The organism is Streptomyces sp. SID5910 (assembly GCF_009862125.1).
Taxonomy (GTDB): Bacteria; Actinomycetota; Actinomycetes; order Streptomycetales; family Streptomycetaceae; genus Streptomyces.
This window is the reverse complement of sequence record NZ_WWHX01000204.1, coordinates 1-6,542: the sequence shown is the minus strand read 5'-3', so window position 1 is coordinate 6,542 and position 6,542 is coordinate 1. Positions and strand designations below refer to the sequence as shown.

6 protein-coding genes and 1 pseudogene are annotated in these 6,542 nt (G+C 75.5%); 3 read left to right on the top strand and 4 right to left on the bottom strand.

Annotated features, from left to right (window positions below; genetic code table 11):
- From GTW67_RS07310 to GTW67_RS07295, 4 genes and pseudogenes are all read right to left on the bottom strand, one after another.
- Positions 1-546: pseudogene (locus GTW67_RS07310) on the bottom strand (formate dehydrogenase); the annotation flags it as partial.
- Between the two features lie 62 nt (positions 547-608).
- Positions 609-1,634, bottom strand: a complete 1,026-nt coding sequence (gene nrfD, locus GTW67_RS07305) for an NrfD/PsrC family molybdoenzyme membrane anchor subunit (RefSeq protein WP_202436925.1) — start codon at positions 1,632-1,634, stop codon at positions 609-611.
- Complete coding sequence (locus GTW67_RS07300) at positions 1,631-2,674, bottom strand: 4Fe-4S dicluster domain-containing protein (protein ID WP_161163983.1); 1,044 nt, start codon at positions 2,672-2,674, stop codon at positions 1,631-1,633. The genes nrfD and GTW67_RS07300 overlap by 4 nt, the downstream gene beginning before the upstream one ends.
- Positions 2,675-2,811: 137 nt before the next feature.
- Complete coding sequence (locus GTW67_RS07295) at positions 2,812-3,606, bottom strand: DUF3152 domain-containing protein (RefSeq protein WP_524539754.1); 795 nt, start codon at positions 3,604-3,606, stop codon at positions 2,812-2,814.
- A 231-nt stretch (positions 3,607-3,837) separates the two neighbouring features.
- On the opposite strand from GTW67_RS07295, the gene GTW67_RS07290 reads away from it, so the two are divergent.
- From GTW67_RS07290 to GTW67_RS07280, 3 genes are all read left to right on the top strand, one after another.
- A complete protein-coding gene (locus GTW67_RS07290) occupies positions 3,838-4,527 on the top strand; it encodes a response regulator (RefSeq protein ID WP_161163981.1) in 690 nt (229 codons plus the stop codon).
- Between the two features lie 11 nt (positions 4,528-4,538).
- Entirely contained in the window at positions 4,539-6,035 is a 1,497-nt protein-coding gene (locus tag GTW67_RS07285) for an ATP-binding protein (RefSeq protein ID WP_161163985.1), read from the top strand.
- Positions 6,032-6,542 (top strand): hypothetical protein (locus GTW67_RS07280; RefSeq protein ID WP_161163980.1); only part of this gene is annotated, 511 nt, incomplete at its 3' end. The genes GTW67_RS07285 and GTW67_RS07280, both read left to right, overlap by 4 nt.

The following is a 6,542-nucleotide window of genomic DNA, read 5'->3' as shown; positions in this document are numbered from 1 at the left end:
TATCTGCACCGCGCCCAGCGCGGTGAACAGCTTCTTGATCAGGTAGTTCTCCTCGTTGTCCAGCGTCGCGCCGCCGAGGCTCGCGATGCCGAGCGTGCGGCGGGTACGGGTCTCGTCGACCTCCCACTGCCAGCCCGCGCGCCGGGCCTCGACGACCCGGTCGGCGATCATGTCCATCGCCGTGTCCAGGTCCAGGCGCTCCCAGTCGGTGCCGTGCGGGCGCCGGTACAGGACGTGCTGCTCGCGGGCGCCGCCGGTCGTGAGCTGGAGGCTCGCGGAGCCCTTGGGGCACAGCCGGCCCCGGGAGATGGGGGAGTCGGGGTCGCCCTCGATCTGGGTGACGCGCCCGTCCTCGACGTACACGTTCTGGCCGCAGCCGACCGCGCAGTACGGGCAGACGGACTTCACGACCTTGTCGGCCGAGGCCACCCGGGGGGTGAGCCGTTCACTGGCCCCGCTCTTGGCGGCGGCGCCGCGGCCGAGGGGGTCGGTGCCCTTGAGCTGGCGGTAGACCGGCCATGAGTCGATCCAGGTGCGTACGCCCATGCCGTCCTCCGTCCTGACCCGGTGCGCTCTGCCGCCGGAGCGGGTGTCCCGTTCCCGGCGGTTCAATCCTCCTCTGCCGCCCCGCCGTCCGCCAGCCGCTCCCGCTGCGGGACGACGGTGTACCGGGGGTCCTCCGCGGACGCCACCCCGGCGTGGAACACGCCGAACCGCAGCGCGGCGGAGCCCGCCAGCAGCGCCGCACCGGCCACCGCCGCCACGCCCCGGCGACGGCCCGCCACCGCCCCCAGGACCGCGCCACCGGCCGTGAGCCCTTCCGCCGCGCGCAGCAGCCGGCCCGCCCGGCCCTGCTCGAACGGCTCGGACACCATCCCCATGCGCCGCTTCATCAGCCGGAAGGCCCCCAGCTCCAGGGCCGCCCCCAGCACCGCCGTGCGGCGCGCGGGCCCCGTCTGCGCCGACGGCACACCGGCCAGCGCCAGCCCCGCCGCCGCGGTCGCCGCGGACCCGGCGAAGACGAACGGCAGCTCCCGGTAGCCCTCGTGCCACGAGGGCACCGCGGTGTCCGACAGCAGCACGGCCGTGTACGTGGCGACCGCCGGGCCGAGCACGCAGGCGCCCGCGGTGGCGGCGGCCCCGGCCGGCCGGAACCGGCCGCTCACGTCGGCCGCCGCGGCGGCCATGGTGAGCGGGGCGTAACCGGCCAGCAGCCAGGAGCCCACGTTCATCGGCGAGGTGGGCTTGAAGACGCGCAGCATGTTGAGGAACCGGGAGGGCCGGCCCAGGTCGTGCACCAGCGCGCCCAGCGACAGCGAGACGGCGCCCGCCGCGCCCAGCTTCGCGGTCCGCGCCAGCGCCGGACGCCCCGTGGCGTGCCCGCCGGCCGCCAGCAGCGACGACGCGCCCGCGAGTCCGCCCAGCCAGAGGTAGCCCGCGATGTCGAGGGCCGCCCAGCGCGGCTTGTTCAGCACCGGCCTGCCGTAGTACGAGGAGAACTCGGCCCGCGGCACCATCGGTTGCTCACCGCGCCCGCGGCGGCGCCGACGGCGCCCGGCGTGCGCTCCCGTCGTGGCGTCGCGTCCGGGCCGAGCGCCCCGGACGCCGTCGGGGGTGACGTCCGAACCGCTCATCGGGGCCTCCTGGCGAAAGCGGCGACGGCCATCGCGGTGAGGGACGCGGCGGCCACCGCCGCGTGCCGCCACATCGAGGGCAGGTCGCGGGTGGTGACGACCGGGTCGGGCGGCAGCCCGTACACCTCGGGCTCGTCCAGCAGCAGGAAGAAGGCGCCGTCGCCGCCGACCCCGTCGTCCGGGCTCTCCCCGTACAGCCGGGCGTCGGCCACCCCGGCCGCGTGGAGCTGCGCGACCCGGGACTCCGCCCGTTCCCGCAGTTCGTCCAGCGGGCCGAACTGGATGGAGTCGGTCGGGCAGGCCTTCGCGCAGGCCGGTTCCATGCCGACGCCGAGCCGGTCGTAGCACAGCGTGCACTTCCAGGCGCGTCCGTCGCCCTCCCGCTGGTCGATGACGCCGTACGGGCAGGCGGGCACGCAGTAGCCGCAGCCGTTGCAGATGTCCTCCTGCACGACCACCGTGCCGAACTCGGTGCGGAACAGGGACCCGGTGGGGCACACGTCCAGGCACGCGGCGTGCGTGCAGTGCTTGCACACGTCGGAGGACATCAGCCAGCGCAGCTCGGTGCGCCCGTCCGGCGCCAGGGGCGAGATCTCGCCGGCCGGGGCCGCCGCGGGCGCCGTTCCCGGCGGGGGGCTGGTGGAGCCGGGGCCGGGGGAGGAGGGCGAGGTGTCCAGGGTCCGGGCGGCCTCGAAGACGTCCACGTCGGAGTGACCGGCCCCCGGCTCCTGGCCGCCGAGCGGCTTGCGCTGCTCGATGAAGGCGACGTGCCGCCAGCTGTCGGCGCCGAGCCCCTGCGTGTTGTCGTAGGACATGCCGGTGAGCAGCAGACCGTCCTCCGGCACGGCGTTCCACTCCTTGCAGGCCACCTCGCAGGCCTTGCAGCCGATGCACACGGAGGTGTCGGTGAAGAAGCCGACGCGGGGCGGGGGATCGGGGTGGCCGGCCGCGGCCGCCACGTCCGGCTCCGGTCCGGAGAGCCGGTGGGCGTGCCCCTGCCGGCCGCCGGACCGCGCGGCGCCGGCGCTCTCCTCCGTCATCCCGTACCTCCACGCCCTCGTCGCTCGCGGCGCCCGGTCTCCCGGTGCCCCTTCAGAACCTGGCACGGGTGCCCGTGGCGCGCGCGCCCGAAACGGCCGACGGTGCCCTCCGTCCCGGCCGGGCGGGTGAGTGCGGGTCAGGCGACGGCGGGACCGGAGATCCGCGTGCCCTCCTCGTCGTAGGGCCAGACGTTGGTGGTGCAGCCGTGCAGGCCCTTGATCTGCTGCATCATCACCGGCGCGGGCCGCCCCGGGCCGGGACACCCCTCGTGGCCGTGGCCCAGGAAGTGCCCCACCTCGTGGTTGACGATGAGTGCCCGGTACGACGTCACGTCGTCCGCGTAGTACGGCGTGGCCAGCAGCCACCGCTTGAGGTTGACCATCACGTCCTGGCCGACGTTGCAGTTGACCTCGCCGCCGGTGTCCAGACCGTACTGCCCGCAGATGTCGTCCACCGTGCCCGCCGTGGCGAGCCGCACCCGGAAGTCGGACGCGCCGCCGGACACGCGGCGGAACCCCGCCTCGCCGTCGGCCGTCCAGCCCCGCTCGTCGGCGAGGATCCGCTCGACCTCGCCGGCGACGTCCCGCGCCGGCAGCCCGATGCCGTCCTCGACCTGGACGACATAGGTCAGCGTGCGACCGCTCCCGCCGACCCGGTCGCCGCCGCCCCCGGCGGTGGTGAACGTCCCCGGCCCCGAGTCCGGGATCGAGACGGGACTCCCCGAGCCGCCGGGCACGGCATCGGGTTCGTCCTCGGGCTCGTCCTCGGCCGTGGCGCCCGGCGTCGCGGACGGTCCGGCCGGGGAGGAGGCGCCGACGGAGGGCCGGGGCTCCACCGTCGTGACCGGACCCGACGCGGCGGCGGGAGGGCCGGAGGCGGAGGTGCTCTCCTTCACGGCCAGCCCTCCGACGAGCAGCACGACGGCGGCCACGAGTCCCGCCCACAGGGCCGGCGCCCGCAGACCCCGCCCGCGGCGGACCCGTCTCCCGCCCCGCCTCCGGCGGGCCGGGCCGGCGGACGGTGAGGACGTCGATCGGTGCGCGTTCATGATCACGCAGCGTGCCCGGGACATGTGATCGCCGGTGGACCGCTTGTGGACCGTCCTGTAACAGCCACCCGCCCGCGCGCGAACACCCGTTCGCCCCGACGCATACTGAGACCCATGCCACGGGTCCTGATCATCGAAGACGACCGCGCCGTCCGGGAGGGCGTCCGCCTCGCCCTGCGCCGCCAGGGACACGAGGTCGCCGCCGCCGCGACCGGCGAGGAGGGACTGCGGGAGATGCGGTCGTTCCGGCCCGACGCCGTCGTCCTCGACCTGATGCTGCCCGGCATGTCCGGACTGGAGGTGTGCCGCCGCATCCGCGACCACGACCAGGTGCCCATCATCATGGCCACCGCGCGCGGCGACGACGCCGACGTCGTCGTCGGACTGGAGGCCGGGGCGGACGACTACGTGGTCAAGCCCGTCCGCGCCCGCGTCCTGGACGCGCGCATCCGGGCGGTGCTGCGCCGCTCGGGCGGCCCGCCGGACGAGAACGGCGGCCCGCGCACCGAACAGCACGGCGACCTGACCATCGACCGCGCCGGACTCACCGTCACCCACCGGGGACGGCCCGTCGCCCTCGCGCCCTCCGAACTGCGGCTGCTGCTCACCCTGTCCGCCTCACCCGGCCAGGTCTTCAGCCGCCAGCAGCTCCTGGAAGCGGTGTGGGAGCACAACTACCACGGGGACGCACGGCTCGTGGACGCCTGCGTCAAGCGCCTGAGATCCAAGATCGGCGAGCCCGCGGACCAGCCCCGCCACATCCACACCGTGCGCGGCTTCGGCTACCGCTTCGGCCCCCGGTGAGGGCGGTGAAGCTGCCGCGCGCACTGGGCGGGCTCCGCCTGCGCCTGGTGGTGGCCTTCGCCTTCGTCGCCGCCGCGGCCACGGTGACCACCGGCGCGCTGACCTTCCGCGAGGCACGCACCGGCATCCTCCAGCAGAGCCAGGACACGGTGATCGAGGACTTCCGGGACCGCGTCAACACCCTGGTGCCCAACTACCGCTTCCCGCCCGACCGGTCGGACCTGGAGTCGTTCGCCACCGACGTGGCGCGCGGCGGACGCTCCCAGAACTGGCGGGTGCTCGCCGTCTACCGCGAGCTGGACGCGACCTCCGCCCCCGGCGACGCCTTCGGCGAACTGTCCCCGGGCATGCGCGAGTCGGTGCGCTCGCGCCGCGCCACCGTCTTCCAGCGGGTGACGCGGGGCGGCCGGTCCGCCCTCGTCGTCGGCATGCCCGTCACCTTCGCCGGCCCGTACGTCACCTCCGAGGCCGCGTCCGGGCTCGAGGTCTACCTCACCGTGCCCCAGAACGAGGAACAGGGCTACGTCGACGCCCTGGTCACCGCCATCGAACGCGCCACCGTGCCCGCCCTCGCCCTGGCCGTCGTCCTCGCCCTGCTCGCCGCCCGCGGAGTGCTGCGCCCGGTACGGGAACTGCGCCGGGCGACCCGCAGCATCGCCGAGGGCCGGCTCGACACCCGCCTCGCCGTGCAGGGCACCGACGAACTCGCCGAACTCTCCCGCAGCTTCAACGAGACCGCCGAGGCCCTGGAGGGGTCGGTCGCGGAACTGCGCCGCATGGAGGCCGGTGCCCGGCGCTTCGCCGCGGACGTCTCGCACGAGCTGCGCACCCCGCTCGCGGCGATGACGGCGGTCACCGACGTACTGGACGAGGACGCCGCCGGCCTGGACGAGGACACCGCGACGGCCGTGCGCCTCATCAGCGAGGAGACCACCAAACTGGCCGGCCTGGTCGACGACCTGATGGAGATCTCCCGGTTCGACGCCGGCGCGGCCGCCCTCCACCTGGACGACATCGACCTCGCCGAGTCCGTGCGCCGCACCCTCGCCACCCGCGGCTGGACCCGCACCGTCGAGACCGCCCTGCCGGAACCCGGCACCCTGCGCGGCCGGGTCGACCCGCGCCGCCTCGACGTCGTCGTCGCCAACCTCGTCGCGAACGCCCTCCGCCACGGCCGTCCCCCCGTGCACCTGCGCCTGTACGGGCGCGACGACCCCGGGGCGGGCGCACAGGCCGTCGTCGAGGTCCGCGACAGCGGCGACGGCATCCCCGACGGCGTCCTGCCCCACGTCTTCGACCGCTTCTACAAGTCGGACACCGCACGTGTCCGCAGCGAGGGCAGCGGGCTCGGACTGGCCATCACCACGGAGAACGTCCGCCTGCACGGCGGCACCGTCCGCGCCGCCAACCACCCCGACGGCGGCGCCGTCTTCACGGTCGTCCTCCCCCTGCGCCAGGACGACGCGGTGGACCGCACGGGGGACCCGGCGAAGGAGACCCGCGCATGACCGTCCGGCGCCTGCTGCCCGCCCTGCTGACGGCGGCCCTCGCCCTGTCCGCCTGCGACATCCCCGCCACCGGTGTGGTCGAGGCCGGCGAACCCGCCACCGGCGTCCTCGAACCGCCGGGCGCCACCGACGCCGTCGAGTCGCCGGGCGCCACCCGGGCACCCAAGGAGCCGGGGGCCCTGCCGTTCACCACAGTCCCGCTCTACTTCGTCTCCCACGGCTCCCTGGTCGCCGTGCCCCGCACGCTGCCCGGCGGGGCCGAACTCGGCGGCACGGTCCTGATCCTGTTCAAGGGCCCCGACCCCGGGGAACGGGAGCGGGGGCTGACGACCGAACTGCCGCCGGCCGGCGCCGCGCCCACCATCCGGACCGACGGGGCGACGGTCACCGTCGAACTCCCGCCGGCCGCCGCCGGACTGAGCGGCACGGCCGTCGACCAGCTGGCCTGCACGGTCGCCGGCGCCCGGCTGCGCCAGGACCCGGAACTGGGCAGCGCGCAGGTGACCG

Coding starts and splice junctions, on each gene's coding strand:
- nrfD (WP_202436925.1), bottom strand. CDS start 1,634: ATGAGCGGTTCGGACGTCACCCCCGACGGCGTCCGGGGCGCTCGGCCC.
- GTW67_RS07300 (WP_161163983.1), bottom strand. CDS start 2,674: ATGACGGAGGAGAGCGCCGGCGCCGCGCGGTCCGGCGGCCGGCAGGGG.
- GTW67_RS07290 (WP_161163981.1), top strand. CDS start 3,838: ATGCCACGGGTCCTGATCATCGAAGACGACCGCGCCGTCCGGGAGGGC.